Annotated in this window: 25 protein-coding genes and 1 tRNA gene; 14 read left to right on the forward strand and 12 right to left on the reverse strand. The window is 65.2% G+C overall.

From position 1 onward, the window contains the following. Nucleotide 1 precedes the first annotated feature (1 nt). Genes GL300_RS04555 through GL300_RS04565 form a run of 3 tightly spaced genes read right to left on the reverse strand, consistent with a single transcriptional unit; the run spans nucleotide 2 to nucleotide 3,019 of the window. Nucleotides 2–874 (reverse strand): ABC transporter permease, encoded by an 873-nt coding sequence (locus GL300_RS04555; RefSeq protein WP_155038355.1) that lies wholly within the window; start codon nucleotides 872–874, stop codon nucleotides 2–4. 4 nt (nucleotides 875–878) lie between these two features. After that, nucleotides 879–1,946: an ABC transporter ATP-binding protein gene (locus GL300_RS04560; RefSeq protein WP_155038356.1), complete on the reverse strand. Its 1,068-nt coding sequence runs from the start codon at nucleotides 1,944–1,946 to the stop codon at nucleotides 879–881. Nucleotides 1,947–1,999: 53 nt separating this feature from the next. After that, nucleotides 2,000–3,019 carry a polyamine ABC transporter substrate-binding protein gene (locus GL300_RS04565; RefSeq protein ID WP_211594944.1) on the reverse strand — a complete coding sequence of 340 codons (1,020 nt, stop codon included), beginning with the start codon at nucleotides 3,017–3,019 and terminating at the stop codon, nucleotides 2,000–2,002. A gap of 116 nt (nucleotides 3,020–3,135) precedes the next feature. On the opposite strand from GL300_RS04565, the gene GL300_RS04570 reads away from it, so the two are divergent. Continuing rightward, nucleotides 3,136–4,002: a MurR/RpiR family transcriptional regulator gene (locus GL300_RS04570; protein WP_170297598.1), complete on the forward strand. Its 867-nt coding sequence runs from the start codon at nucleotides 3,136–3,138 to the stop codon at nucleotides 4,000–4,002. 65 nt (nucleotides 4,003–4,067) lie between these two features. Here GL300_RS04570 and GL300_RS04575 read toward each other — a convergent pair. From GL300_RS04575 to leuB, 3 genes are all read right to left on the reverse strand, one after another. Beyond that, a tRNA-Pro gene (locus GL300_RS04575) sits at nucleotides 4,068–4,144 on the reverse strand. 69 nt (nucleotides 4,145–4,213) lie between these two features. Continuing rightward, nucleotides 4,214–5,161 (reverse strand): DMT family transporter, encoded by a 948-nt coding sequence (locus GL300_RS04580; RefSeq protein ID WP_155038359.1) that lies wholly within the window; start codon nucleotides 5,159–5,161, stop codon nucleotides 4,214–4,216. A 60-nt stretch (nucleotides 5,162–5,221) separates the two neighbouring features. Beyond that, nucleotides 5,222–6,343, reverse strand: a complete 1,122-nt coding sequence (gene leuB, locus GL300_RS04585; protein ID WP_155038360.1) for a 3-isopropylmalate dehydrogenase — start codon at nucleotides 6,341–6,343, stop codon at nucleotides 5,222–5,224. 144 nt (nucleotides 6,344–6,487) lie between these two features. Between leuB and GL300_RS04590 the strand changes: the two genes are divergently transcribed. Together GL300_RS04590 and GL300_RS04595 are read left to right on the forward strand one after the other, a co-directional pair. After that, complete coding sequence (locus GL300_RS04590; protein ID WP_155038361.1) at nucleotides 6,488–6,904, forward strand: hypothetical protein; 417 nt, start codon at nucleotides 6,488–6,490, stop codon at nucleotides 6,902–6,904. Between the two features lie 63 nt (nucleotides 6,905–6,967). After that, nucleotides 6,968–7,765, forward strand: a complete 798-nt coding sequence (locus GL300_RS04595; RefSeq protein ID WP_155038362.1) for a uracil-DNA glycosylase — start codon at nucleotides 6,968–6,970, stop codon at nucleotides 7,763–7,765. Nucleotides 7,766–7,774: 9 nt separating this feature from the next. Here the strand turns inward: GL300_RS04595 and GL300_RS04600 are convergent, their stop codons facing one another. Beyond that, complete coding sequence (locus GL300_RS04600) at nucleotides 7,775–8,581, reverse strand: protein-disulfide reductase DsbD domain-containing protein (RefSeq protein WP_155038363.1); 807 nt, start codon at nucleotides 8,579–8,581, stop codon at nucleotides 7,775–7,777. A 120-nt stretch (nucleotides 8,582–8,701) separates the two neighbouring features. Here GL300_RS04600 and GL300_RS04605 point away from each other — a divergent pair, with 120 nt between their 5' ends. Further along, the gene (locus GL300_RS04605) at nucleotides 8,702–9,274 is read left to right on the forward strand and encodes a YqgE/AlgH family protein (RefSeq protein ID WP_155038364.1); all 573 of its coding nucleotides are present in this window, start codon (nucleotides 8,702–8,704) and stop codon (nucleotides 9,272–9,274) included. Here GL300_RS04605 and GL300_RS04610 read toward each other — a convergent pair. After that, nucleotides 9,271–10,221, reverse strand: a complete 951-nt coding sequence (locus GL300_RS04610) for an L-threonylcarbamoyladenylate synthase (protein ID WP_155038365.1) — start codon at nucleotides 10,219–10,221, stop codon at nucleotides 9,271–9,273. The two genes, GL300_RS04605 and GL300_RS04610, sit on opposite strands and share 4 nt — an antisense overlap. Nucleotides 10,222–10,333: 112 nt before the next feature. Between GL300_RS04610 and GL300_RS04615 the strand changes: the two genes are divergently transcribed. The 4 genes from GL300_RS04615 to GL300_RS04630 all read left to right on the forward strand — a co-directional run bounded on the left by GL300_RS04615 (nucleotide 10,334) and on the right by GL300_RS04630 (nucleotide 13,924). Then, nucleotides 10,334–12,025 carry an acyl-CoA dehydrogenase gene (locus tag GL300_RS04615; protein WP_155038366.1) on the forward strand — a complete coding sequence of 564 codons (1,692 nt, stop codon included), beginning with the start codon at nucleotides 10,334–10,336 and terminating at the stop codon, nucleotides 12,023–12,025. Between the two features lie 68 nt (nucleotides 12,026–12,093). After that, a complete protein-coding gene (locus GL300_RS04620) occupies nucleotides 12,094–13,044 on the forward strand; it encodes an MBL fold metallo-hydrolase (RefSeq protein ID WP_155038367.1) in 951 nt (316 codons plus the stop codon). 58 nt (nucleotides 13,045–13,102) lie between these two features. Continuing rightward, nucleotides 13,103–13,255: an aa3-type cytochrome c oxidase subunit IV gene (locus GL300_RS04625; RefSeq protein WP_155038368.1), complete on the forward strand. Its 153-nt coding sequence runs from the start codon at nucleotides 13,103–13,105 to the stop codon at nucleotides 13,253–13,255. Between the two features lie 21 nt (nucleotides 13,256–13,276). Next, complete coding sequence (locus GL300_RS04630) at nucleotides 13,277–13,924, forward strand: hypothetical protein (RefSeq protein WP_155038369.1); 648 nt, start codon at nucleotides 13,277–13,279, stop codon at nucleotides 13,922–13,924. On the opposite strand, the gene GL300_RS04635 is transcribed toward GL300_RS04630, so the two are convergent. Together GL300_RS04635 and GL300_RS04640 are read right to left on the reverse strand one after the other, a co-directional pair. Next, nucleotides 13,909–14,238, reverse strand: a complete 330-nt coding sequence (locus GL300_RS04635) for an AzlD domain-containing protein (RefSeq protein ID WP_155038370.1) — start codon at nucleotides 14,236–14,238, stop codon at nucleotides 13,909–13,911. The genes GL300_RS04630 and GL300_RS04635 overlap by 16 nt on opposite strands. Then, entirely contained in the window at nucleotides 14,235–15,026 is a 792-nt protein-coding gene (locus GL300_RS04640) for an AzlC family ABC transporter permease (RefSeq protein ID WP_155038371.1), read from the reverse strand. Before GL300_RS04640 ends, GL300_RS04635 begins: the two co-directional genes overlap by 4 nt. A 79-nt stretch (nucleotides 15,027–15,105) precedes the next feature. Here GL300_RS04640 and GL300_RS04645 point away from each other — a divergent pair, with 79 nt between their 5' ends. After that, entirely contained in the window at nucleotides 15,106–15,696 is a 591-nt protein-coding gene (locus tag GL300_RS04645) for a GNAT family N-acetyltransferase (protein WP_246195072.1), read from the forward strand. On the opposite strand, the gene GL300_RS04650 is transcribed toward GL300_RS04645, so the two are convergent. Next, nucleotides 15,693–16,601, reverse strand: coding sequence for a hypothetical protein (locus tag GL300_RS04650; protein WP_155038373.1), 909 nt, complete (start codon nucleotides 16,599–16,601; stop codon nucleotides 15,693–15,695). The two genes, GL300_RS04645 and GL300_RS04650, sit on opposite strands and share 4 nt — an antisense overlap. A 15-nt stretch (nucleotides 16,602–16,616) precedes the next feature. Beyond that, nucleotides 16,617–17,087 (reverse strand): transcription elongation factor GreA, encoded by a 471-nt coding sequence (gene greA, locus GL300_RS04655; RefSeq protein WP_170297599.1) that lies wholly within the window; start codon nucleotides 17,085–17,087, stop codon nucleotides 16,617–16,619. A 293-nt stretch (nucleotides 17,088–17,380) separates the two neighbouring features. On the opposite strand from greA, the gene GL300_RS04660 reads away from it, so the two are divergent. The 5 genes from GL300_RS04660 to acpS all read left to right on the forward strand — a co-directional run bounded on the left by GL300_RS04660 (nucleotide 17,381) and on the right by acpS (nucleotide 23,045). Beyond that, nucleotides 17,381–19,027 carry an electron transfer flavoprotein-ubiquinone oxidoreductase gene (locus GL300_RS04660; protein ID WP_155038374.1) on the forward strand — a complete coding sequence of 549 codons (1,647 nt, stop codon included), beginning with the start codon at nucleotides 17,381–17,383 and terminating at the stop codon, nucleotides 19,025–19,027. A gap of 96 nt (nucleotides 19,028–19,123) precedes the next feature. Continuing rightward, entirely contained in the window at nucleotides 19,124–20,965 is a 1,842-nt protein-coding gene (locus GL300_RS04665) for a tetratricopeptide repeat protein (RefSeq protein ID WP_343042891.1), read from the forward strand. 2 nt (nucleotides 20,966–20,967) lie between these two features. Then, the gene (locus GL300_RS04670) at nucleotides 20,968–21,795 is read left to right on the forward strand and encodes a 4-(cytidine 5'-diphospho)-2-C-methyl-D-erythritol kinase (protein WP_155038375.1); all 828 of its coding nucleotides are present in this window, start codon (nucleotides 20,968–20,970) and stop codon (nucleotides 21,793–21,795) included. Between the two features lie 28 nt (nucleotides 21,796–21,823). Beyond that, nucleotides 21,824–22,561 carry a pyridoxine 5'-phosphate synthase gene (locus tag GL300_RS04675; protein WP_155038376.1) on the forward strand — a complete coding sequence of 246 codons (738 nt, stop codon included), beginning with the start codon at nucleotides 21,824–21,826 and terminating at the stop codon, nucleotides 22,559–22,561. 49 nt (nucleotides 22,562–22,610) lie between these two features. Next, entirely contained in the window at nucleotides 22,611–23,045 is a 435-nt protein-coding gene (gene acpS, locus GL300_RS04680) for a holo-ACP synthase (protein ID WP_155038377.1), read from the forward strand. The last annotated feature ends 12 nt before the right edge of the window (nucleotides 23,046–23,057 follow it).

Below are 23,057 nucleotides of genomic sequence, written 5' to 3' on the forward strand. Positions count from 1 at the left end.
CTTACACCCCCGCCTTTTTCGCCCGGCCCAGCGAGCTGAGCAGGACCAGCAGAACCACGCTCATGATGATCATCGACAGCGCGGCACCAAAGGGCCAGTTGCGTGCCGACAGGAATTGCTGCTCGACAAGGTTGCCGATCATCAGCCCGCGCGCGCCCCCCAGCAGGTCCGGCACGATGAAGTTGCCGACCGAGGGGATGAAGACGATGACCGCGCCGCCCATGATGCCCGGCAGGGTCTGGGGCAGGATGACCTTGAAGAATGTCTGGATGCGGTTCGCACCCAGATCCATCGAGGCCTCGATCAGCGCGCGGTCAAGGTTGTCCACCGCCGAGTAAAGCGGCAGGAACATGAAGGGCACCATGATATAGACCATGCCCAGCACCACCGCCGCCGGGGTGTACAGGATTTCCAGCGGCTGCGAGATGACGCCGATCCCCATCAGCGCACTATTGAGCAGCCCCGAGGGTTTCAGGATCAGAAGCCACGCATAAAGCCGCACGACAAGGCTGGAAAAGAAGGGCAGCGTCACCAGAAACAGGAAGAACAGCCGGGTCTTGGGCGACAAGCGGCTGACCCAGAAGGCGACAGGATAGCACAGCAGCAAGGACAGCACGACCGTCATCGCAGCAAAGCCCAGCGAGCGCAGCAGGATCTGCAGATAGATCGGCTCGAAGATCTCGTCGATGCCATCGGCCCAGCCGAAGATGCGGCCATAGTTCCAGTGGTAGAAGCTCCACTCGACCCCGCCGTAAAGGCCGGGGCTGAGGATCGAGAATAGCCCGATGATCACCAGCGGCAGCAGGAAGAAGACGCCCAGAAACAGCGTCACCGGTGCCAGCAGGGTCGTCAGGACAAGGTTCTGACGGGTCATGAGCTTACGCAGCCTCCAGCACATGGGCAGCCTCGGGCGCGTAGGACAGATGCACCGCCGCGCCGGTCGCGGGCGCGTTCGCGCCGTCACGGGCGGTGACGCGGATTTCTTCGCCGCCAGCATCGGGCTGGACGTAAAGCTGCAGGTCGGAACCCAGATAGACGGCGCGCGTCACCCGGCCCGCAATGCCCTGATCGGCAAGGCTGAAATCTGCGGGGCGCAGCACGGCGGTCACGGCTTGGCCGCGTCGCAGACCCGTGGCGGGCAGGAGCATCTCGACACCTTGGGCGGTGCGGGCAAGTGCCTGAGCGCCCTCGATGCGGTCGACGGTGGCGTGGAACAGGTTGGTTTCGCCAATGAATTCGGCGACGAAGCGGGTGCGCGGATGGCGATAGATCTCTCGCGGGGTGCCGATCTGCTCGATCCGGCCGGCGCGCATGACGACGATGCGGTCGGACATGGTCAGGGCTTCTTCCTGATCATGGGTCACGAAGACAAAGGCGATGCCCAGCCGGGATTGCAGGGTCTTCAACTCGATCTGCATCTGCTGGCGCAGGTTGCGGTCCAAGGCCGAAAGCGGTTCGTCCAGCAGCAGCAGGCGCGGCTCGGCCACGATGCTGCGGGCAAGGGCGACGCGCTGCCGCTGGCCACCCGACAGCTGGTTCGGACGGCGCCCACCCATGCCGGTCAGCCCGACCTTGGCAAGCGCGCTTTCAACCGCCGCCTCGCGCGCTTTGCGATCGACGCCGCGCACTTCCAGCGCATAGCCGACGTTGCGCGCGACGCTCATATGGCTGAACAAGGCATAGCTTTGGAAGACCGTGTTCACCGGCCGCTTGAACGGCGGCAGCGCTGCCAGATCCGTCCCGTCCAGCCGGATCGAGCCGGAATCCAGTGCCTCGAAGCCGGAAATGGCGCGCAGAAGCGTGGTCTTGCCGCAGCCCGAGGGGCCCAGAAGCGTCACGAATTCATTCGCGCCGACGGTCAGGTCAATGCCGTCCAAAGCCGCGACGCGGCCACCTTCAGGCGTGACGAAATGGCGCCTAGCGGCGCGGATTTCCAGGGAAGCCATGAAATCTTTCCATCTAGGGGGCGGCCCCTCCTCCGAGGCCGCCGGAACAGACGTTATTGGGTCGTGCGGATGGTGTTCCAGGCCCGGTCGTAAAGCTTGAGCGCCTTGCCTGTATCCTCGAAGATCTGCAGCCGGGCCATGGTCTCGGCCGGGACGTTGATATTCGGGTCCTTGCGCAGATCCTCGGGGATCAGGTCGCGGGCCGGGATATTGGCCGAGCCGTTGAACTCGGTCGCGGCATTCATCGCGGCGATCTCGGGACGCAGGAAGAACTCCATGAACTTCTTCGCTTCGTCCTTGTGCGGGGCCGAGGCGAGAACGCACATGTTTTCCTGATACATGGTCGCGCCTTCTGCCGGGATGACGTATTTCATCCCCTCGATGGGCTTGGTGATCATGTTCATGCCGACGAAATACTGCGCGGCGGCGATGTCGCCCGAGGTCAGCAGCGTCGCGATGTCATAGGTGAAAGCCGTGACCTTGGGCTTCTGGGTCAGGATGTAATCGGTGGCCAGCTTGACCTCGGCCGGATCGGTCGCATTGACCGATTTGCCGCTCATCATCAGGCCGACCGCAAGAACCTCGCGCATATCGTCCAAAAGCGTGATCTTGCCGCCGGTCTTTTCCGGAATGGCAAAGAAATCCTGCCAGCCATTGATCGGGCCGGTGACTTTTTCATTATAGAAAATGCCGACCGTGCCCCATGCATAAGGCAGACAATATTCGGATTTCGGGTCTTCTTTCGAACGCAGGTTGGCGGGGTCGATATTCTTGAAAGTCGCGCTTTCATTGATGCCGGTTTTTTCCAGCAGCCCCAGTTTCAACATGATGTCGTTCATGTGGACCGAGGGGAAGACCACGTCGTAATCCGCGGCCCCGGCCTGGATCTTGGCCAGCATTTCCTCGTTCGAGGAATAGGTGTCGAGCGTCACCTTGATCCCGGTTTCCTGGGTGAATTTGGTGAGGATATCGGGGTTGATGTAATCGCCCCAGTTATAAAGCGCGAGATTTCCCTCGGCATGCGCTGACCCGGCCGCAAGGGCCAAGGCCAGGGCGATTCCCTGTGCCTTCATCGTGATTCTCCCAGTTATCGCCTTGTTATGAGCCGAATTAGTTTCCTCCATCCGACTCAGGCATGTTATTCTTTGACAGAACGCTAACATTGGAAAATCGTGCTGTAAATTCTGTCATGCATTCATCAGCAGAAAACCCCGACGAGTCCCCGCTTGCCACCAGATTGCGCAGCATTCCCGGTGAGTTGACGAAATCCGAGGCGATGATCGCGCAATGGCTGGTCATGAACGAGGCGACGCTGGGGTTGGAAACCGGGGCCTCGGTCGCGACCAAGACCGGCGTCAGCGAGATCACCGTCAGCCGATTCCTCAAGCGCGCCGGCTTCAGGGGGCTGGCGGGGCTGAAAGAGGAATTGCAGGGCGCGCTGGTGAACATCCACCTGTCGCCCTCAGAGCGTTATACGCGCCTGCTGAACGGAGAGCTGGGGACAATCCTCAAGCGCGATGCCGATGCGGTGCTGGCTTTGGCTGCCGAGATCGAGAAACCGGCATGGGACGGTGCAATCACCGCCATTGCCGAGGCGGATGAGGTCTTTGTCGTCGGCTTCCAGACCATCCGGGGCGTGGCCGAGGATTTCACCCGCCGCCTGTCGATCGTGCGCGGTTCGGTCCGGTTCCTGTCACCCAATGATGACGGGCTGGTGGCGCTGATCCCGTCGCAGCGGCGTGGTCAGGAACGGCACTGCCTGATCATGGTCGAGATGGCCCCCTATGCCCGCGAGGCGCTGCCGATCCTGCGCCTTGCGCGCCAGCTGGGCATGGATGCCGTCGTCGTCACCGATGAGGTGAACACATGGGCCGGGGGCCATACGCCCTATGTCTTCCATGTCGGAACCAAGGTCGATGCGTTTCTGGAAACCACCGGCCCGATGACCACGATGATGAATATCATCACGCATGCAGTGGCAGGAAAGCAGCCACAGAAGTCGCGCCAGCGCATCAAGGACTGGACGCCGATCATGCGCGATCTGGGGATCTACTGAAACGGCCAGCGGACCCGGTATCGGGTCTGCGGCTGATTTTCACTTGGGTGAATTTCGGGAAAATATGGTCGGAGCGAGAGGATTCGAACCTCCGACCCCCTGCTCCCGAAGCAGGTGCGCTACCAGGCTGCGCTACGCTCCGACCGTGAGGCGGCAGGTAGCCCGTCGCCAAAGGGAATGCAAGGGGGGTCGTGCGGTTTTCTGCCCCAATTCACTCCCGACGCAGCAATCGCCGCAAAAGATTGGGACGCGGCGCGGTCACGGTTTCGGATCGCAGCCGGGCCTCGGTCACCGGGCGCAGGCGCGATGCGCCGCTGCGTTCCCGCATCAGGATGAACAGACCCGAGCCGATGATCAGCGCCGCCCCGGTCAGTGTCGCCGAATCGGGATGTTCGTCGAATAGCAGCCAGCCATAGCCGATCGCCCATAGCATCTGGGAATATTGCATCGGCGCGACATTGGCTGCCTCACCGGCCTGATAGGCCTGGATAAGCAGGAAGCCCGCCAGCAGGCCCAGAAGTGCGATCAGCCCGGTCAGCGCCAGGTCCATCCCGGCCATCGGGCGATAGGCCAGCCCCAGCGACAGGCCGGTCAGGATGAAGTTGCCGATGATCGGCCACAGGATCAGGATGACCGTTCGTTCCGACCGGCCCAGCCTGCGCACCGAGACTGCCGCCAAGGCACTGGTGCAGGCCGCGAGCATTGCCGCGAAATGGCCCAGGCTCAGTTCCACATAGCCCGGTCGCAGCACCACCAGCACGCCCATCAGGCCCACCGCCACCGCCGCCCCGCGCGCCAGCCCGACGCGCTCGCCCAGCAAAGGCACCGACAGGATGGTGATGATCAGCGGAGAGGCGAACAGGATCGAATAGACCTGCGCCAGGGGCAGCACCGAAAAGGCGTAAAAGCCGCAGATGCCGGAATTGACGATACAGACTGACCGCAGCGTGACCCAGAAGGGCGAACGCGGCAGCAATGTCCCGTGGGTCGGATCGCGCAGCAGCAGGATCGCGATGGGCGGGAAAGACAGCAGGGCCGAGAAGAACAGGATCTGCAACGCGGGATAGCCCGCGCCCAGAAACTTGATGATCACGTCATGGGTCGAATAGATGCCCATCGACAGCAGCGCCAGAAGCGCGCCCTTGAGATTCCCCGGCATGCCCCCTCCGCTGCCCCAAAAATAACTGCGCCCGCCGGTAAGGGCGGGCGCGGCAGTGGATCAGAGCGCGGACAGGGCCTCGACGATCTTGTCCCCCATCTGCGAGGTCGAGACTGGCGTGCCGCCATCCGGGCCCATCAGATCGGCGGTGCGCACGCCATCCGCCAGAACCTTCTCGATCGCCTTTTCCAGCAGGTCGGCCTCGGCCCCCAGATCGTAGCTGTAGCGCAGCGCCATGGCGAAGCTGAGGATACAGGCGATCGGGTTGGCCTTGCCCTGACCGGTGATGTCGGGGGCCGAGCCGTGGACGGGCTCGTACATGGCTTTCGGACGGCCATTCGCCATCGGCGCGCCAAGGCTGGCCGAGGGCAGCATGCCCAGCGAACCGGTCAGCATCGCGGCAGCATCAGACAGAATATCGCCGAACAGGTTGTCGGTCACGATCACGTCGAACTGGTTGGGACGGCGAACCAGCTGCATGGCACCGTTATCGGCATACATGTGCGACAGTTCGACTTCCGGGTATTCGTTGTCGTGGACCCATTGCACTTCCTCGCGCCACAGGATGCCCGATTCCATGACGTTGGCTTTTTCCATCGAGCAGACGCGATTGCCGCGCTTCTTGGCCAACTCAAAGGCCGCACGCGCGACACGGCGAATTTCGCCCGAGGTGTAGCGCTGGGTGTTGATGCCGACGCGGCCACCCTCATTTTGCGGGTTGTTGTCGTCGGAATGGATGCCGCGCGGTTCGCCGAAGTACACGCCCGAGGTCAGTTCGCGCACGATCAGGATATCCAGACCGGCCACGATCTCACGTTTAAGCGACGAGAAATCGGCCAGCGCGTCGAAGCATTGCGCCGGGCGCAGGTTCGCGAACAGGTCCATTTCCTTGCGCAGGCGCAGCAGCCCACGCTCGGGCTTCACCGAGAAATCCAGATTGTCATAGGCCGGGCCGCCGACCGCGCCCAGCAACACGGCATCGACTTCCTGCGCCTTCTGCATGGTCTCATCGGCCAGCGGCACGCCATGCTTGTCATAGGCGGCGCCGCCGACCAGATCCTCGCTGACATCGAACTGGATGCCCTTGTTCGTCTGGAACCAGTCAATGACCTTGCGCACCTCGGTCATCACTTCGGGACCGATGCCGTCACCGGGCAGGATCAGCAGGGAATGGGTGGTCATCGCAAGGCATCCTCTCGTGCAACTCGACGTTTGGAAATCCGCGTAGCGGGGTGGGTCCGCCCCGTCAAGTTCACGGCGAATTGGGTTGCGTGTGACAGGCCCATCGGGCCGGATGGCCGGGCAATCGGAATAAAGGGAAAACCCATGCATGCACTCACGGCAGTGGCCGGAGCGCTGGCCCTCTCGGCTGGCATGACACTGGCCGGAATGGCGCTGGCCGACGGGGGCGTCACGGTCCAGTTGCCCGATGTCTCGGGGTTGAGCGCCGATCAGGCCAAGGCGCTGATCGCAGAGCTGGCCAATGTGAATGTCATCACCTCGAACTGTCCGGGATACGAGGTCACCGATGGCGAATGGACGCTGATCACCGGCACCGGGGACAAGCTGGCCGACAAACTGGGGCTGGATGCGACCACCTATGACCGCAGCTATTACGGCCCCGCCTTCAAGCTGCTGGACGATCCGGAGGCCTGTGACCGCATCGGCCCGACCGCCAAGCCGCTGATCCAGCGGTTGATCGGGATGGGCGGCGGCACCACGCCGCTGACCCAGTCGCAGTGACCTGACCGCAGACGGGCAGGCCATGGCTTGCCCGTGCGGCCTGCGGGCCTTAGCTTGGCGGGCATGACGGCTGATCCGACCTATCGGGGATTCGCGCTGGATGCGCAGACCGCGCTGGCTCTTCTGCAATGGCAGGCCGAGCTGGGCGCGGATGAGCCATGCCTTGACGATCCGCTGGACCGATATGACCTGCCCGATCGCGTAACGCCCGCCCCGGCGGCTGCAGTGGCCCCGCCCCCTGCCCCTCGCGATGAGGGCCGCGATCTGGTCACACTGGCCGAGGGCATGGCCGCAGGGGCCACGACACTGGCCGCCCTGGCCGAGGCGCAAGAGGCATTCGAGGCCATCGACCTGCGCAAGGGCGCGCGCAATTTCTGCTTTGCCGACGGTCGCCCCGGCGCGCGGGTCATGGTGATCGGCGAGGCTCCGGGCGAGGAAGAGGACCTGCAAGGCCGCCCCTTTGTCGGTCGCGCCGGGCAGCTTCTGGACCGGATGTTTGCCGCGATCGGTCTGGCGCGCGATGCGGTCGATGCCGAACGGGCGCTGTACATCACCAATGTCCTGCCCTGGCGTCCGCCGGGCAATCGCCGCCCCGAGCCTGCTGAAATCGCCCTGATGCTGCCTTTCCTGCGCCGCCATGTCGAATTGGCGCAGCCGGAAATACTGATTCTGATGGGCAACACGCCCTGCATCGCGGCGCTGAACCAGCAGGGCATCCTGCGGCTGCGCGGCGACTGGACCGAGGCCTTTGGACTGCCCGCCCTGCCGATGACCCACCCGGCCTATCTGCTGCGCACGCCCTTGGCCAAGCGCGAGGCATGGGCCGACCTTCTGTCCGTCTCGGCCCGGTTGGGGCTTTAATCTGGGGCTTTAATCCGTCACCGTATCGCAGCCCAGATACTCGGTCGCCCGGTCCGGGCCGATCAGCGTCAGGCGCAGCGCATTCGTGTCCAGCGCAAAGGGCTTGCCCGACTCGGCCACGAAATCGGCGCTGGCGGTCAGCCGGTCGCCCTGCCGCCCCAGTTCTGGCTGCGAGACCCAGACCTTATCGGCTTGCAGTTCCATCGCCACTTCCGGCGCATCCTGATGGTCGAAACTGGCGGTGACGCGCATGCCGTCCTCGATTTCCTCGACGCGGCATTGCGGGCGTTCGGTCGAGGTTTCGGGAACCTGTGCCAGTGCGGCCTGAATGGCGGGATCGGGGGCGGAACCGGCGGGCGGCGCGGTCAGCCGCACCTGCACCGGAACGCAGATGTCATCGCACAGACCGAAATCCACCGTGGTCGCCAGATCGACAGCACCACCTGCATCCGCAGGCGCGATCTCGATCGGCAGGACCAGCATGTCGTGATAGCCCAGCGTACGCTCACCACCCGATTCGATGGTCTCGGGACGGGGCCAGTGCATCGTCACCTGACCCAGATTGCTTGAACCCTGCCAGTCGAAATGCGGCGGCACGCCGGCATCGCCGGGGCTGCGCCAATAGGTTTTCCAGCCCGGTTCCAGCCGCAGCGCCAAGGCAGTCATGCGATTGCCCTTGGGCGTGACCCAACCGGGCAGCAACTCGGCCGAGACCAGCCCCGGCGGGTGTTCGACCCCCGCCGCGTCAACCTGTCCGACCCCGCCTTGCGCAAATGCCGGAGCCACTGAAACCAAAAGGAAAGCACACCATTTCATGCCTGCATTCATAGGTGGCACAGGCGCATCTGGTGAAGTCACATTCACGACAAAGGGCAGCACACTCTTGCGAAACATCGCGTCAGGGCCGATCTTTGGGGAAAGAAGAAGGAGCAGGCTTTGGACAGTTCGGCCGATCTGACCGGCAAGATGCTGATCGCGATGCCCGGCATGCGCGACCCCAGATTCGAGCATTCCGTCATTCTGATCTGCGCGCATTCCGAGGATGGCGCGATGGGGCTGGTGGTGAACCGGCCCATGCCCGAGGTGGGCTTCTCGGATCTGCTGGCGCAACTGGGCATAGATACCGGGGCCGATACGCTGGACATCCCCGTCCGCTTCGGCGGCCCGGTCGAACCCGGGCGTGGCTTTGTGCTGCACCGCATCCCCAAGGGCGATGAACTGGACGAGACCCGGATGCGCATTGCCGACGATCTGGCCATGTCCACCACCCGCGACATTCTTGAGGATTTCGCCCATGGCCGCGGCCCTCAGCCCGCCATGCTGGCGCTTGGCTATGCCGGATGGGGTCCGGGCCAGTTGGACAGCGAGATTCTGGACAATGGCTGGCTGACCAGCGAACGGCTGGATGAGCTGATCTTTGGCGCGGACAATTCCGGCAAGTGGCGTGCGGCGCTGAAGGGTCTGGGGATCGACCCGCTGGTGCTGTCCCCCAGCGCGGGCCGCGCCTAGCGGGGCGCTGCCGCGCGGCGCAGGCGGTCGTTGATCGCCGCGCCCAGACCGGTTTCGGGAACGGCAGCCACCGCAATCGGGCGACCCATTGCATCGGCCTGCCGCAGCAGATCGAACAGCCGCGCCGCCGCCTCGGTCAGATCGCCCGAGGCGCTCAGCGTCAATTCTCCGCCGACCTTGCCGAAACCGATCATCACCTCGTCCGGCCCGGCCGTTTCCGCGTTCAGCCGCAGGCTGGCGCGCGGCGCGTAGTGGCTGGTCAGCTGTCCCGGCGCATTCGGCGCATCGGGATTGATCGCGGGGCGGATCAGGGACTGACCCAGCACCTCCTCGATCGCCTCGGCGGCAATTCCGCCCGGTCGCAGCAGCGCGGGCTGACCATCGACCCAGCCGATGATCGTCGACTCGACGCCGACCGGGCACGATCCCGCATCCAGAACCGCTGGAATCCGTCCGCCCAGACCCGAATCGGGATCGGCGACATGCGCCGCCGTGGTCGGGCTGATCCGCCCCGAAGGATTGGCCGAGGGCGCGGCCAGCGGCCCACCGAAACGCTGCAGCAGCGCATGCGCCGCCGGATGCGCCGGAACCCGCAGCGCCACCGTATCCAGCCCCGCCGTCACCAAGGACGCGATGCCCGCATTCTCGCGCAGGGGCAGCACCATGGTCAGCGCCCCCGGCCAGAAGGCCTGCGCCAGCGCCCGCGCCGATTCGTCGAAATGCGCAATCTTTTCGGCCGCCAGCCGATCGGGCAGATGCACGATCAGCGGGTTGAAGCTGGGCCGGCCCTTGGCCTCATAGATGCGGGCAACGGCGGTGGCGTTTCGTGCATCGCCCGCAAGGCCGTAAACCGTCTCGGTCGGCATGGCGACAAGGTCACCCTGCGAGAGCCAGTCGCAAGCGATGGCAAGGCCTTGATCATCCGGGGAAAGAAGGCGCGTGTGCATTTGTTACGTGGGGTTGTGGTTGATGGCTTTCGCGCCGCTCATATGATCGGCCGACAAGAGGATCAGTTATGCGCCCGGATGAGATTTGCCAAGGCGCGAAGGGAAGAGGACCATGCCATATAACGCGCCCGTCGAACAGATCGAGTTCATCCTGAACGAGGTCGTCGGCCTTCCCGAAGTGTCGCGCACCGACATCTTTGCCGAAGCAACCGCCGAAACGGTCAAATCCATCCTGACCGAAGCCGGCCGCATCGCCACCGAGATCATTGCCCCGGTGAACCGCGCCGGCGACCTGACCCCGGCCCGGCTGGAAAACGGCGCGCTGCGCTCCAGCCCCGGTTTCGCCGAGGCGTTTACCGCGCTGGCCGAAGGTGGCTGGATCGGGCTGGCGGCCAATCCCGAATATGGCGGCATGGGCCTGCCGCAGGCGCTGAACATGGCCGTGAATGAAATGGTCGCCTCGGCCTGTCTGGCGCTGCAGCTGAACCCGATGCTGACCCAAGGCCAGATCGAGGCGCTGGAGCATCACGGCAGCGAAGAGTTGAAGGCGCTGTACCTGCCCAAGCTGAACTCGGGCGAATGGTCGGGCACGATGAACCTGACCGAGCCGGGCGCGGGCTCGGACGTGGGCGCGCTGACCACCAAGGCCGAATGCGTCGAGGACGGCACCTACCGCGTCACCGGGCAAAAGATCTTCATCACCTGGGGCGACAGCGACGTCACCAGCAATGTCTGCCATCTGGTGCTGGCACGCCTGCCCGATGGCGGCGCGGGGACCAAGGGCATCAGCCTGTTCATGGTCCCGAAATTCATCCCCGATGCCGACGGCAATCCCGGCGTCGCCAATGACCTGCGTGTGGTCAGCCTTGAACACAAGCTGGGCATCCATGGCTCGCCCACCTGCGTCATGAGCTTCGAGGGCGCCAAGGGCTGGCTGGTCGGTCAGGAACACAAGGGCATGGCCGCGATGTTCACGATGATGAACTGCGCCCGCCTTGGCGTCGGGGTGCAGGGCGTCGCGCAGGGCGAGGCCGCGCTGCAGCAGGCCACCCTCTATGCCACCGAGCGCAACCAGTTTGGCCCGATCATCCGCCATCCCGATGTGCGCCGGATGCTGGCCACCTCGCGTGCCGAGGTCTTTGCCGCCCGCTCGATCTGTTTCGCCTGCGCCGTCGCCATCGACATGGCCCGTGCGACTGGCGAGGCCGAATGGGCTGCCCGCGCCGCCTTCCTGACCCCGATCGCCAAGGCCTATGGCACCGATGTCGGCACCCGTGTCGCCGATACCGCCGTGCAGGTGCATGGCGGTATGGGTTACATTGAGGAAACCGGCATCGCCCAGTATCTGCGCGATGTTCGCATCACCTCGATTTATGAGGGCACGAACGGCATTCAGGCGATGGATCTGGTCGGCCGCAAATTCGCCGATGGCGGTGCCGCCGCGACCGCCCTGCTCGATGAGATCCTCGACAGCGCGAAAGCCGCGCAGGCCGCGTTCCCCGAGCTTGCCAATCACGTCTGGCAGGCGGCGGAGACCCTGCGCGAAACCACGCTGGAGCTGCTGGACAGCGCCCTGCCCGACCGTTTCGCGGGCGCGGTGCCCTATCTGTCGGCCTTTGCACGGGTTCTGGGCGCACACTACCACCTGATCTCGGCGATGCAGGGTGGCAGCGTCACGCTGGCGCGCGTCCATATCACCCGCGTTCTGCCGCAATTCGCCGGCGATCTGGCCGCAGCCAAGGCGGGTGTCGCCGATCTGGAAGCGCTTGACGACGACCTGTTCCTTGGTCAGATGACGGTGTGATCCAGAACCTGACCGACATAGCGCCCGCCGCGGGCGAAGCGTATGAAATCGCGCCAGGGGTTCTGTGGATGCAGATGCCCCTGCCGTTCAAGCCGACCACGGTCAATGTCTATGCCTTTCGCGACGATGATGGCTGGACCGTGGTCGACACCGGCATCGATTCCCGCCATGGGCGCGAGATCTGGCAGCAATTGCTGGCGGGCCCGCTGTCCGATGCGCCGGTCCACCGGCTGATCGCCACCCATCACCATCTGGACCATATCGGCCTTGCCGGTTGGTTCCAGGCGATGGGGGCCGAGCTGTGGACCTCGCGCACGGCATGGCTGATGGCGCGGATGAGCATCCTTGACGTGCAGGAACGCCCGACCCCGCAGGCTATCGCCTTCTGGCGCGAGGCCGGGATGGAGCCCGACGCGATTCTGGAACGCGCGGCCGAGCGCCCCTTCAACATGTCCGACGCCTCAAGCCCGCTGCCGCCCGGCTATCACCGCCTGTCCGAAGGCGATGTGGTCAGCTTCGGCAATCGCCGCTGGACCGTGCGCATGGGCGAGGGTCACGCCCCCGAACATGTCACGCTGTGGTCCTTGGACGACGATCTGGTGATCGGGGGCGACCAGTTGCTGGGCTCGATCTCGCCCAATCTGGGGGTCTATCCCAATGAGCCGGGGGCCGATACCGTCGGCGCGTGGATCGCGTCCTGCCAGCGGCTGATGCCCCATGCCCGGCCCGATCAGCTGATCCTGCCCGGCCACAAGCTGCCCTATCGCGGCCTGCCGACCCGGCTGCGGCAGTTGATCGACAACCAGAATTCCGCCATCGAACGCCTGCTGGCGGGCCTGCGCGACCAGCCGCGCACCACCATTGGCTGCTTCGACCTGCTGTATCGCCGGATGATCGGCAAACCGGAATTCGCCCTCGCCCTGGCCGAGGCGGCGGGCCATATCAACCACCTGCGCGCCACCGGACGGGTGTGGCCCATCGGCAAGACCGGCGACGGCGCAACCCTCTGGGGGGCGTGACAGGGGCTTGGGCATCGGCTATCCCTTGGCCCAAGCCGCGTTGCGAACAGGGGGACACATGGCCTCGCATCACGAGATCACCGAACACAAGCATGGCGAGATGGACATCAGCCATCACGAGAAGACCTTTGCGGGCTTCATCAAGTTCTCGGTCTGGACCTGCGTCCTTGCGATCGGCGTCCTGACCTTCATGGCGCTCAGCAACGCCTGACCCCACCTTCGGAGATTGACAATGCAAAGGCGTGCCTTCCTCGCGCTGGCGCTGCCGGCCACGCTTGCGGCCTGCGGTGCTGACAATATCTGGGCCAGCGACGAGGCCGTGCGCAAGGCGCGCTACGTGTCGGGTGAGCCGCCCTCGATCACGCTTCTGACCGTCATCGGCATTCCCAAGGGCGAGGGCGGACATTCCGCGCTGATGATCAATGGCACGCAGCGGGTGATCTATGACCCGGCGGGCAGCTGGAATCATCCGGCGATCCCGGAACGGCATGACGTGCTGTATGGCATCACGCCGAATTTCAAGAATTTCTACATCGATTACCACGCCCGCTCGACCTATTGGGTGGCCGAGGACACCATTCAGGTGCCGCTGGCCGTGGCCGAGGCTGCGATCCGCTCTGCCGAAATGCAGGGCCCCGCGAACAAGACCTTCTGTGGCGTCTCGACCGGTCAGGTGCTGCGTCGCGTCCCCGGATTCGAGGGCGCGCCGACCGGCTTCTCGCCGCTGAAGCTGCGGCGCTGGTTCCTGACCCAGCCCGGCGTCACCTCGAAAAAGCACATGGATGGCGACCCGGCCAACAACCATGACGTGCTGCTGCGCCAGAAGAACGGCGTCGTCACCGGCTACGGCAACGACGGCCAGCTTCACGCGCTGAGGTAAAGCATCCCGAACAGGGTGATCAGACCCGCGACAATCGCCAGCAGCGTGTTGCGGGTCAAAAGCCCGACCCCCAGCGTAACCGCCGCAGCGGTCAGGCGCACCGGATCGGTCTGGCCCTCGGTCGCGGCGGGCCAGACGACCAGCGGCGCGGCAATCGCCGGCAGCACCGCGACAGGCGTGTAGCGCAGCGCGCGGGCCGCCCATTCGGGGATCGCCCGGTTGCCGATCGCACCCAGAAAGGACCAGCGGATCAGGTAGGTTCCGATTCCCAGAACAAGAATCACGAACCAGATCTTCAGATCGAACCCGCTCATTTCAGTTCTCCCTTCAGCCGTTCCATGCGTTTCTCGACAATCGCACCCGTGGCCATGGCCAAAGGCGCGGCCAACAGGATGCCCAGCCCAGAAGGCAGGACGGTAAACACCAGCGCGGCAATGATCGAGACCCCCGCCGCTGCGATATGCGCGGGACTGCGCAGCATCGGTGCGACCATGGCAAGGAAGGTGATCGGCAGCGCGAAATCCAGCGCCCAGCTTTCGGGGATGGCCCGGCCCAGCTGGAAGCCCAGCGCGCTGGCGATCAGCCACGGCACGCAGGCGCAGATCGCGGTTCCGGCGAAATAGGCCAGCCTCTGATCCATGCGCAGGCGGGGATTGTTCTCAAAATGCTGGATCGACAGGGCATAGGTCTGATCGATCAGCAGATAGGCGACCAGCCCCCTTTGCCTTGGCGTCGCATCCCCCAGCCACGGCACCAGCGAGGCCGAATACATCGCCATGCGCAGGTTCACCGCCAGGGCCGACAGCAGGATGATGACCGTCGGCGCATGGTCGGTCAGCAATTGCACGGCGGTAAACTGCGACGCCCCCGCCAGCACAAGGACCGAAAAGCCCATGACCTGCGCCAGATCCAGCCCGGCCTCGGCCGAAAGCACCCCGAACAGCAGGCCAAAGGGCACCAGCACAAGGATGAAGGGCAGCGATTGCACAAAGCCGTGGCGCAGGCATTGCGCAGGGCTACGCGCCAGTGCGCGGCGCTGGTCAGGGGTCAGCACGGGTTCGACCTCGGGCGAGATCGCCGGAGGGCTGTCAGGATATGTCATGGCGGAAACGGCTTTGCATGCGCTAGGGATGGGGCACAGATTGGCCAAAGCACAGGGCAGGCGCAAGGGTGACCGGGATTTGACCGCAATCAAGCAACAGCGCGTCCTGATCCGCCATGGCGTCCCGCCGCATCTGCGCGGCGCGGCGGCGCGGCTGTATTGGCGGGGCTTTGGGCCGGGGCTGGTGCCCTTGCCCACCCCCGCGCGCGAGGGAATCGCGCTGGTGGCGCGCGCCATGCATCCCGATCGCGCGCTGGTCGCCCTGACGCCATCGGGGGCGCTGGTGGGCATCGCCGGGCTGCGCGGACCGGATGGCGGGTTCCTGTCGCTTTCCGGGGCGGATTTTCGGCGCGTATTCGGACCGGTCCGGGGTCGTTTGCGGCACCTCTCCAGCCTGCTGCATCTGAGCGGTGCGGAAACCGCGGACCTGATCCTTGACGGGGTGGCGGTGCGCCCGCAATGGCGCGGCTGCGGCATTGCCCGCGCTCTGGTTCAGGCGGCAGCCTTGTGTGCCCGCGATCTGGGCCATCCCGCCCTGATGGTCGAGGTCGAGGCCCGGAACGGCGACGCCTTGGCCGCGTGGCAAGCGCTGGACTTCCAGCTTTCGGGACGACAGCGGCTGGGCTGGCCCTGGCGCGGCCGCGCCCATGTCATGCGCCTGCCGGTCTAGCTGTCCGCGCGGGTCAGCATGCCGCTGGCCTGTGCCAGCAGCAGGAAAGCCCGCCCCGAGCGCGATTCGCCCAGGACCGACAGCACCACCGCATCATCGGTTTCGGCCCGGCGCGACAGCAACCGGTCGAAATGGCGCAGGAAATGATGCGCGACATCGCGAAACACCTCGTCCTTGCGCATCAGCCCGGTGGCGGCGTTCAGCGCAGCCTCGTCCTCAATGACCGCCAGCCCGGCGACTTCCGCCCCCCGCGCGCCGCCAGCAAGGCTGCGCCATAAGGCGGGGTCGGTTTCCGGCAGTTCCAGATCATCCATATAGACCCCCTGCCCCGCCAGCAAAGTCACCACGTCCTGCGCGGCGCGGATCAGCCGTGCCAGCGCAGGATCGCCAAGCGCCAGATGCAGGCAGCGGATCGCCTCATGATCATCGGGGCCGTCGGGGAAATTCAGCGCAAGGAACAGCTCGGTCGGGGTCAGTTCGGGGATGGGTGCGGGATCAATATCCAGCCGCGACTGCGCATTGTCGGGGGCTGGGGCAGCGGCGCGCCGCTCAGGCGCAGGGCGCGGCTGCGGCACGGGCGGGCGGCGCGGATGCAGGCGCGGCTCGGCGGGGTCGTCGGGCTGCAGGCGCATCTGGTGCAGGCTGGCACGCAGGTCGTCGGCCTCTTGGCGCAGCAGCGCCAGACTGCGGGCCGACCAGATGCCGAACCAGATCAGCCCCAGCGGCAGCGCCACGCCCATCAGCCAGACCAGCCATGAACTCGGCTCCGCCTTGGGTCCACTGCCCAGCCAGGCAAACAGCGCCACCAGCGCCAGCCAGACCACGCTGGCCACGGCGCCGATGAGGGGCAGCCGGTCGCGGGATTGTTCGGCCGCGACCCGGCGCAGGGATTCGAGCGCACTCATGCGCTCGCCCCCCATTCAGATGAAACGGATCGAAATGATCTCATAGGATTTTCCGCCACCGGGAGTGACGACCTCGACGCTGTCGCCTTCCTCTTTGCCGATTAGCGCACGCGCCAGCGGCGAGCGCATGTTCAGAAGCCCGCGTTCCAGATCGGCCTCGGCCTCGCCGACGATCTGATACGTGCGCTCCTCCTCGGTATCCTCGTCCAGAAGGGTCACTGTTGCGCCAAACTTGACGCTGCCCGAGAATTTCGACGGGTCGATGACCTCGGCGCGCGAGATGATGCCCTCCAGCTCCTTGATGCGGCCTTCGACAAAGCTCTGCTTCTCGCGTGCGGCGTGATATTCCGCGTTTTCGGACAGGTCGCCATGCTCTCGCGCCTCGGCGATGGCGCGGATGACAGCCGGACGGTCAACCGAACGCAGCTCGCGCAGCTCCTCGTCCAGCAGATCAAAGCCCGCACGGGTCATCGGTATCTTTTCCATTCCGGTCCTTCCGGTCGCCCGATGGCGGCCTGCATAATCACGAGAAACAAGGTGTTGGAACGCCCCCGGCCTTTCAGACCGAGGGCGTCCAGCGATTTCGGGCATCGTGGCGCGATTGTCCAAGCGTTTCAAGCCCCGCCCCACGCCATCCGCGATCATTTGCCCATGCCTCTGCCGACAATCTTGCCCCAAGGTTAACCGCCGCTCCTTCGTTGCGTCAGGATTGCCCGCGACAAGGTGACACGCTACCTGTGTCGCGCAGAGATTGAGCCAGGGAGCAAGGGGGCCGAGCCATGACCGAGACCATTCGCGAGTCCATGGAATATGACGTCGTGATCGTGGGCGGGGGACCTGCGGGCCTGTCGGCAGCGATCCGGCTGAAGCAAGTCAACCCCGAGCTTTCGGTCGTGCTGCTGGAAAAGGGCAGCGAGATCGGCGCGCATATCCTGTCGGGCGCGGTGCTGGACACGGCGGGTCTGGACCGACTGATCCCCGACTGGGAGGAACGCGGCGCCCCCATCGAGACCGAGGTCAAGGAAGACAACTTCTACATTCTGGGCGAGGCCGGTCAGGTCCGCGTCCCGAACTGGCCGATGCCGCCTTTGATGTCGAACCACGGCAAATACATCGTCAGCATGGGCAATGTCTGCCGCTGGCTGGCCGAGCAGGCCGAGGCGCTGGAAGTCGAGATTTTCCCCGGCATGGCCTGTTCGCAACTGGTCTATGAGGGCGACCGCGTCGTGGGCGTCGTCGCGGGCGAGATGGGTCTGGAAGCCGACGGCACCCCCGGCCCGCAATATGAGCCCGGCATGGAGCTGCGCGGCAAATATGTCCTGATCGCCGAGGGCGTGCGCGGCAGCCTCGCCAAAGAGCTGATCGGGAAATACGACCTCTCTGCCGGTCACGATCCGCAGAAATTCGGCCTTGGCATGAAGGAAATCTGGGAGATCGAGCCCTCCAAGGCCAAGCCCGGCACCGTCACCCATACGATGGGCTGGCCCTTGGGCAAGAACGCGGGCGGCGGTTCCTTCATCTATCACCTTGGCGGCAATCAGGTGCTGGTCGGCTTCGTCGTCCACCTGAATTATGCCAACCCCTATCTGTATCCCTACATGGAGTTCCAGCGCTTCAAGCACCACCCGATGGTCGCGGAACTGCTGGAGGGCGGCAAACGCGTGGCTTACGGCGCGCGGGCAATCAGCGAAGGCGGCTGGCAGTCGATCCCGAAACTGACCGTGCCGGGCGCGGCGCTGCTGGGCTGCTCGGCCGGTCTGGTCAACGTCCCGCGCATCAAGGGCAACCATAACGCCATGCTGTCGGGCATCGCCGCAGCCGAAGCGGCGGCGGCAGCGATTGCCGCGGGCCGCGAGGGCGACGAACTGGCGGCCTATGAAACCGAGGTTCGCGGCGGTGCCATCGCCAAGGACCTGAAGCCGGTGCGCAACGTCAAGCCGATCTGGTCCAAGCTTGGCCTGTGGCCCAGCCTTGCCCTTGGTGGCTTCGACATGTGGATGGCGAACCTGACCGGCTGGAACCCGCTGGGGACGTGGAAACATGGCAAGACGGATGCCGCCGCCACCGGCAAGGCCAAGGATTTCAAGCCGATCGACTATCCGCGCCCGGATGGCAAGCTGAGCTTCGACCGGCTGACCAACGTCGCCTTCAGCTTCACCAACCACGAGGAATCGCAGCCCTGTCACCTGCGGCTGAAGGATGCCTCGGTCCCGATCCTTGTGAACCTGCCCGAATATGCCGAACCCGCGCAGCGCTACTGCCCGGCAGGCGTCTATGAGGTGCTGGAGGGCGAGGATGGCCCTCGCTTCCAGATCAACTTCCAGAACTGCGTCCATTGCAAGACCTGCGACATCAAGGACCCGTCGCAGAACATTAACTGGACCACGCCGCAGGGCGGCGACGGCCCGAACTACCCGAATATGTGATCTTTGCGTGGCAATGCCGGTTCACCCCCGGCGTTGCCCATTCCCGCCGGGACGGCTAGGGTCACAACGCGTATTGCCAAGGACTGGGCCAAAGCCGTGACCAAAAGATTGATCCCGCTGGCGCTGATCGCGCTGACCTCCGCGCCGCTGATCTCTGCACCGGCTTTTGCCGCGCCGGCTGTCGCCCAGAATACCGCGCCAGAGGCACCCGCGGCCAAGGCCGAACCGGCCAAGCCTGCCGCAGCGGTCACGCCCGCCCCGGCGATCCGCGGCCTTTCCGGCCCCTATCTGGCCGCACGTCAGGCCGCGATGGAAAATGACTATACCAGCGCCGCGAATTACTACCTGCAAGCGCTGGCACAGGACGACACCGACCCCTTCCTGCAGGATTCCGCGCTGGTCGCGCTGATCTCGTCCGGAGAGATGGAGCGCGCCGGTGCCCTTGCCGTCACCATGTCCGATCAGGGCCGCGCGACCGAACTGGCCCGACTGATGCAGCGTTCCGAACTGGCGCGGACCCAGCGCTGGCAGGAACTCGTCGACCAGATCGACAAGGCCCCGCCGCCCGCGCCGGGCGAAGACGTGGCCCAGACCGCGCCGGGCGGCAGCCAGCTTCTGGACAAGATGATGCGGGCATGGGCGCTTCTGGGCGCAGGCAATGCCCGTCAGGCACTGTCGTCGTTCGAGGAACTGGGCAAGATCCGCGGCGCGCGCCCGATGGTGAACTATCACCTCGCCTTGGCCAAGGCCGCCGTCGGTGATTACGAAGGGGCCGAGCAATTGCTGGCCGATCCGGCGAATGGCGCGCATATCCTTGGTGTCGTCGCCCGCGCGCAGATCCTGTCGCAGCTGGAACGCAATGACGACGCCATCGCCATGCTGGAAGCCACGCCCGGCTTTACCGAGGAACCGACCCTGATCGCATTGCGCGACCGGATGAAAAAGGACGAGACCCTGCCTTTTGACTCCATCCGCAATCCAGCCGACGGGATCGCTCAGGTGTTTCTGACCTTCGCCAGCGTCCTTGCCACCACCGAGGAACCCGACCCGCTGGCGCTGATTCATGCCCGGCTGGCCTCATACCTGTCGCCCGAACTGGGCGAGGCGAACCTGCTTTCGGCACAGATGCTGCAAGGCTTCGGTCAGTTCGATCTGGCCGAGCGCGAGTTCGAAAAGCTGCGCGAGCGTGGCGACATGCGCCCGATCGCCGAACTCTCGCGCATCGATGCGCTGGCGCGGGCCGAGCGTCCTGACGATGCCGAAAAGGCCGCGCTGGCCTTGACCGCCGCCCATCCCGAACTGGCGCAGGGCTGGATCGCGCTTGGCGACCTGCTGCGTCAGCAGGACAAGTTTGCACAGGCCATCCCGGCCTATGACAAGGCGCTGGACATCATCGGCGACAAGGCCGGCGAGGCGCGCTGGTTCCCGCTTTACGCCCGCGGCATCGCATTGGAACGCGCGGGACAATTCCCCAAGGCCGAGCAGGACTTCCGCACCGCGCTGAAGCTGCGCCCCGATTCCGCGCAGGTGCTGAACTATCTGGGCTACAGCCTTGTCGACCGCAACGAGAAGCTGGATGAGGCGCTGAAGCTGATCCAGAAGGCGGTCGAGTTGCGTCCCGATGACGGCTACATCCTCGATTCGCTGGCCTGGGCCTATTACCGGTTGGGCCGCTACGACGAGGCCGTGTCCCCGATGGAACGTGCCGTCGCCGCCATGGCCAGCGACTCGCTGGTCAATGACCACATGGGTGACATTTACTGGATGGTCGGGCGCAAACGCGAGGCGCAGATCCAGTGGCAGCGGGCACTCTCCCTGAAGCCCGAGTCCGAAACCGACGCCGCGCGTATCCGTGCCAAGCTGGATCGCGGACTGGACGAGGTGCTGGCGGGCGAAAAACCTGGGGGCACCAAGCTGCCCGAGACGCCGAAGAACTGACCATGACCTTGCCACGGCGCGAATTCGCGCCTGCGAAACTGAACCTGACGCTGCATGTCACCGGCCAGCGCGCCGATGGCTATCACCTGCTCGATTCCCTCGTGGTCTTTCTGGATGTGGGGGATGTGGTGACGCTGCAGGACGGCCCCTTGTCGCTGTCGCTGACCGGGCCCTTTGCAGCCGGGTTGGCGGATGATCCCGACAACCTGTGCCTGCGCGCCGCACGCCTTGCCGGGGCGCAGGCCGCGATCACGCTGGAAAAGAACCTGCCCGTCGCATCCGGCATCGGCGGCGGTTCAGCCGATGCGGCGGCGGTGCTGCGCGCGATTGGCTGCCAGCCCGACCGCCCCGAAATACTGGGCGCGGATGTGCCGGTCTGCCTTGCCAGCCGACCCAGCCGGATGCAGTCCACCGGCGAGATCGTGGTGCCCCTGCCCCAACTGCCACCCTTGCATCTGGTGCTGGTCAATCCGCTCAAGGCTGTCTCGACTCCGGCGGTCTTTCGGGCACTGACGAACCGCAACAACCCGCCAATGCCGGACAGCCTGCCCGATTTCGCAGATGCCGCCCAGCTGACCGATTTCCTGCGCGCCTGCCGCAATGACCTGCAGGCCCCGGCGATCGCGCTCATGCCGGAAATCGCCGACTGCCTTGCCGCGCTTGACGATGCGGGTGCCGATCTGTCGCGGATGTCGGGGTCCGGTGCGACCTGTTTCGGGCTATTCGCAAGTGCCGAACTGGCCCGGCAGGCCCGCGAGCGCATCGCGCAGGCCCATCCCGGCTGGTGGGTGACTGCATCCGGACTCGCCCCCGCCCCCGCAACGCCTTAATCTGCCCCAGATTCGTGAGGAAAATTCCATGCTTCGCCTCGGCGTGAACATCGACCATGTCGCCACCATCCGCAATGCCAGGGGGACGCCCTGGCCCGACCCCGTGCGCGCCGCGAAACTGGCCGAGGAGGCGGGTGCCGATGGCATCACCGCCCATCTGCGCGAGGATCGCCGCCACATTTCGGACAGCGACATCGACAATCTGATGGCCGCCCTGCGCCTGCCCCTCAATTTCGAGATGGCCGCCACCGCCGAAATGCAGGCGATCGCACTGCGCCATCGCCCTCATGCCGTCTGCATCGTCCCCGAAAAGCGCGAGGAACGCACGACCGAAGGCGGTCTGGATGTCGTCGGAAACGAAGCCTATCTGGCCGAGTTCATCGCGCCGCTGCGCGATGCCGGCTGCCGGGTCTCGCTGTTCATCGGCCACGAGCCGGCGCAGATCGAAGCCTCGGCCCGGATCGGCGCGGCGGTCGTCGAACTGCATACCGGCGCCTATTGCGACCTCGACACCGAAGGCCGCCATGCCGAACGCGATGCCGAACTCGCGGCCTTGCGCGAGGCCGCAGCACTGGCCCACAGCCTTGGGCTTGAGGTCCATGCCGGTCACGGCCTGACCTTCGACACGGTCGGTCCCATCGCCCAGATCCCGCAGATCATGGAACTCAACATCGGCCATTTCCTGATCGCGGAATCGGTCTTTACCGGTCTTGACGGCGCGATCCGCGAAATGCGCCGCCGGATGGATCTGGCGCGGAACGCATGAGTTTCTTCGTTTTCCAAATACCCATGTCACGACAGGACCAACTGGGCGCATGATCCTTGGCATCGGCTCCGACCTCGCCAATATCGACCGCATCGCGGGCGTGCTGGAACGTCATGGCGACCGCTTCCGCAACCGCGTCTTCACGCCGACGGAACTGGCGCTGGCCGCCCGCCGTCGGCATGAGGCCGCGACGCTGGCGAAACGCTGGGCCGCCAAGGAGGCCTGCTCCAAGGCGCTTGGCACCGGATTGGCGATGGGGATCAGCTGGAAGGACATGGCGGTCCGCAACCTGCGCTCGGGCCAGCCGACGATGGAACTGACCGGCTGGGCGGCGGAACGCCTTGCCAGCATGCTTCCCCCCGGCCACCGCCCCCGCATCCATGTCACCCTGACCGACGACCACCCCTGGGCGCAGGCCTTCGTCATCATCGAGGCCCTTCCCGACGACGTGAGCGACCCGCCTATTCCCGGCGCTACCGCTTGACTTTGCCATGTC

Source organism: Paracoccus litorisediminis, assembly GCF_009711205.1.
GTDB lineage: Bacteria > Pseudomonadota > Alphaproteobacteria > Rhodobacterales > Rhodobacteraceae > Paracoccus > Paracoccus litorisediminis.

Coding starts and splice junctions, on each gene's coding strand:
- GL300_RS04555 (WP_155038355.1), bottom strand. CDS start 874: ATGACCCGTCAGAACCTTGTCCTGACGACCCTGCTGGCACCGGTGACG.
- GL300_RS04560 (WP_155038356.1), bottom strand. CDS start 1,946: ATGGCTTCCCTGGAAATCCGCGCCGCTAGGCGCCATTTCGTCACGCCT.
- GL300_RS04565 (WP_211594944.1), bottom strand. CDS start 3,019: ATGAAGGCACAGGGAATCGCCCTGGCCTTGGCCCTTGCGGCCGGGTCA.
- GL300_RS04570 (WP_170297598.1), top strand. CDS start 3,136: ATGCATTCATCAGCAGAAAACCCCGACGAGTCCCCGCTTGCCACCAGA.
- GL300_RS04580 (WP_155038359.1), bottom strand. CDS start 5,161: ATGCCGGGGAATCTCAAGGGCGCGCTTCTGGCGCTGCTGTCGATGGGC.
- leuB (WP_155038360.1), bottom strand. CDS start 6,343: ATGACCACCCATTCCCTGCTGATCCTGCCCGGTGACGGCATCGGTCCC.
- GL300_RS04590 (WP_155038361.1), top strand. CDS start 6,488: ATGCATGCACTCACGGCAGTGGCCGGAGCGCTGGCCCTCTCGGCTGGC.
- GL300_RS04595 (WP_155038362.1), top strand. CDS start 6,968: ATGACGGCTGATCCGACCTATCGGGGATTCGCGCTGGATGCGCAGACC.
- GL300_RS04600 (WP_155038363.1), bottom strand. CDS start 8,581: ATGAAATGGTGTGCTTTCCTTTTGGTTTCAGTGGCTCCGGCATTTGCG.
- GL300_RS04610 (WP_155038365.1), bottom strand. CDS start 10,221: ATGCACACGCGCCTTCTTTCCCCGGATGATCAAGGCCTTGCCATCGCT.
- GL300_RS04615 (WP_155038366.1), top strand. CDS start 10,334: ATGCCATATAACGCGCCCGTCGAACAGATCGAGTTCATCCTGAACGAG.
- GL300_RS04620 (WP_155038367.1), top strand. CDS start 12,094: ATGCAGATGCCCCTGCCGTTCAAGCCGACCACGGTCAATGTCTATGCC.
- GL300_RS04625 (WP_155038368.1), top strand. CDS start 13,103: ATGGCCTCGCATCACGAGATCACCGAACACAAGCATGGCGAGATGGAC.
- GL300_RS04630 (WP_155038369.1), top strand. CDS start 13,277: ATGCAAAGGCGTGCCTTCCTCGCGCTGGCGCTGCCGGCCACGCTTGCG.
- GL300_RS04635 (WP_155038370.1), bottom strand. CDS start 14,238: ATGAGCGGGTTCGATCTGAAGATCTGGTTCGTGATTCTTGTTCTGGGA.
- GL300_RS04640 (WP_155038371.1), bottom strand. CDS start 15,026: ATGACATATCCTGACAGCCCTCCGGCGATCTCGCCCGAGGTCGAACCC.
- GL300_RS04650 (WP_155038373.1), bottom strand. CDS start 16,601: ATGAGTGCGCTCGAATCCCTGCGCCGGGTCGCGGCCGAACAATCCCGC.
- greA (WP_170297599.1), bottom strand. CDS start 17,087: ATGGAAAAGATACCGATGACCCGTGCGGGCTTTGATCTGCTGGACGAG.
- GL300_RS04660 (WP_155038374.1), top strand. CDS start 17,381: ATGACCGAGACCATTCGCGAGTCCATGGAATATGACGTCGTGATCGTG.
- GL300_RS04670 (WP_155038375.1), top strand. CDS start 20,968: ATGACCTTGCCACGGCGCGAATTCGCGCCTGCGAAACTGAACCTGACG.
- GL300_RS04675 (WP_155038376.1), top strand. CDS start 21,824: ATGCTTCGCCTCGGCGTGAACATCGACCATGTCGCCACCATCCGCAAT.
- acpS (WP_155038377.1), top strand. CDS start 22,611: ATGATCCTTGGCATCGGCTCCGACCTCGCCAATATCGACCGCATCGCG.